Here is a 2236-nt window from a genome sequence, read left to right as displayed (position 1 = left end):
AAGTAATTCCTTTAAATAGTAAAACTGAAAGTTATGATAGCTATGAAGAAGGATTTAAAGCTATTAAAGAAAAGGCAACTAAAAAAGATATGATACTTGGAGCTGGATCGCTTTATATGATAGGAGAACTTAGAGGTATAATTAAAAAGGAGATGCAATAATTAATGCTTAATTTAACTTTTTTAGGCACAGGCGGGGGGATGCCTATGCCATACAGACATCTTTCTTCTTCAGTTATGAAATTTAGAGGAAGAAAAATATTAGTAGATTGCGGGGAGGGCACTCAGATATGGTGTAGGGAGTATAACGTTGGGTTTAAGAGTTTTGATATCATACTTATAACTCACCTTCACGGAGACCATATAAACGGCTTAAACGGTATGCTATCTACTATAGGGAATTGTGGTAGAGAAGAAAAAATAATTATAATTGGACCTTTTGGTTTAAAGAAAGCCTTAGAAGGACTTTTAGTTACAGCAAGCCACCTTCCTTTTGAAATAGAAGTAATCGAAGTAAAGAAATCAAACTTACACTTTAAAATAAAAGATGATTCTTTAAAACCTTGTGATAAAAGAGATAGTGAGATAGATATTAAAACTATAGAATTAGAACATTCAATCGAATGCATAGGTTATGACTTTGAATTTATTAGAAAAAGAAAATTCGATGTAGATAAGGCAATTAAAAATAAAGTCCCTAAAGCTCTGTGGAGTAAGCTTCAAAAAGGAGAGGACAATATTTCTTTAAACGGTGAAATTTTTACAAAAGAAATGGTTTTAGGTGAAAAGAGAAAAGGTATCAAAGTCTCTTATATAACAGATACAAGGCCTATAGACTCTATAAAAGACTTTATAGTAAATAGTGATTTATTTATCTGCGAAGGGACTTACGGGGATGATTTAGACATTAATAAAGCTATAATAAATAAACATATGACGTTTAGAGAAGGTGCTATTTTAGCAAAAAAGGCTAAAGTTAAGGAATTAATATTTACTCATTTTTCACAAGCATTACTACATCCAGACCATTATTTAAAAAATGCAATAGAAGAGTTTGAGAATTCTAAATTAGCTAAAGACGGGTACGAAATTGAATTAAATTTTAATGATTAAAAAAGAAGGGTATGTCCCTTCTTTTTTTAGCTTAAATGTTTTTCTTTAATTTCTTTTAAAGCTTTTGCAAGTTGGTCTGGGCATGAAGTTTCTTTAGTGCCACATGTAATTCCGTCTAATCTTTTAATAGCTTCATCTATTTCCATACCTTTAACTAGTTCTGATATTCCATATAGATTTCCAGGACATCCTCTTACAAATTTAACTGATTTAATAACTTCACCTTCTACTTCGATTTGAATTTCAGTAGAACATACTCCTTTAGTTTTGTATGTAACGATAAAAATCACTCCTAACTTTTAAAACATAGTTATTATTATACTTAGATTTTTCCTTTTAGTGAAGAGGAAAATTTTATTTTAAAAAAATAGATGTTCCAAGCTGTAGTTTTAAGTCATATTATATATAAATAATTCTTATTTCTATATTTTGGAGGTGCTTTCTTTGAGCTTTATTTATGTATGCAACACTTTTGATAATAGTATAAGCAAAGTTAGGTTAAAGGATTTTTATGTAGATGAGATTAAATTTAATGATGATTTGAAAGAAGGACCTTTTGAGATAGAGAGATGGGAAGAAAGAATAGTAATCACAAATACATATAGTGATTCTATTTCTATTTTAAATAAGGAATTAGAAGTTTTAAATAAGATTTATGTTGGAAAAGCTCCAAAATCAATTTCAATAGATGATTACAATTCTTATATATCATGTTCTGAAAGTAATTCTTTAAGTAAGGTGAATTTAAAGAATGGTGAAATAGAATGTATTAGGGGTGATTTTAATTATCCTTATAAATTAGAATTTTTAAAAGAAAAAGGTATTATATTAGTTTGTAACCTTTTTAGCGAAAGAATAGATCTAATAGAAAAAGAAAGGTTAGAAAGAGTAGGTAAGATAGAACTTTCAGGAAGTCCAACTTGCATAAAAATATCAAAAAGTAGAGATCATTTATTTGTAGCAGAAGAAAGTATAAATTTATACGGTAAAAGTTATTTAAATATATATAATACAAAAAATTTTAATTTAGAAAAAAGTTTTGTTTTAGGAGAACTTCCGTCTGATATTTTTGAAACAGAAGAAGAGATTTTAGTTAGTAACTTTGGTGATGGAAGTATAAATAT

General features: G+C 28.0%; 3 protein-coding genes. 2 read left to right on the top strand and 1 reads right to left on the bottom strand.

Annotated features, from left to right (window positions below):
• The first annotated feature begins 164 nt into the window (after positions 1 to 164).
• On the top strand, positions 165 to 1112 hold the full coding sequence (locus tag M4I33_RS00170; RefSeq protein WP_257914507.1) for a ribonuclease Z: 948 nt from the start codon (positions 165 to 167) through the stop codon (positions 1110 to 1112).
• Between the two features lie 26 nt (positions 1113 to 1138).
• On the opposite strand, the gene M4I33_RS00165 is transcribed toward M4I33_RS00170, so the two are convergent.
• Positions 1139 to 1393: a TIGR03905 family TSCPD domain-containing protein gene (locus M4I33_RS00165; protein WP_194190975.1), complete on the bottom strand. Its 255-nt coding sequence runs from the start codon at positions 1391 to 1393 to the stop codon at positions 1139 to 1141.
• A gap of 163 nt (positions 1394 to 1556) precedes the next feature.
• Here M4I33_RS00165 and M4I33_RS00160 point away from each other — a divergent pair.
• Positions 1557 to 2236 (top strand): YncE family protein (locus M4I33_RS00160; RefSeq protein WP_257914505.1); only part of this gene is annotated, 680 nt, incomplete at its 3' end.

Origin of the sequence: Clostridium sp. LY3-2, from assembly GCF_024705715.1 — a bacterium.
GTDB lineage: Bacteria > Bacillota > Clostridia > Clostridiales > Clostridiaceae > Clostridium.
Note: the sequence above shows the minus strand (reverse complement) of the source record. Positions and strands in the feature narration are given on the sequence as shown.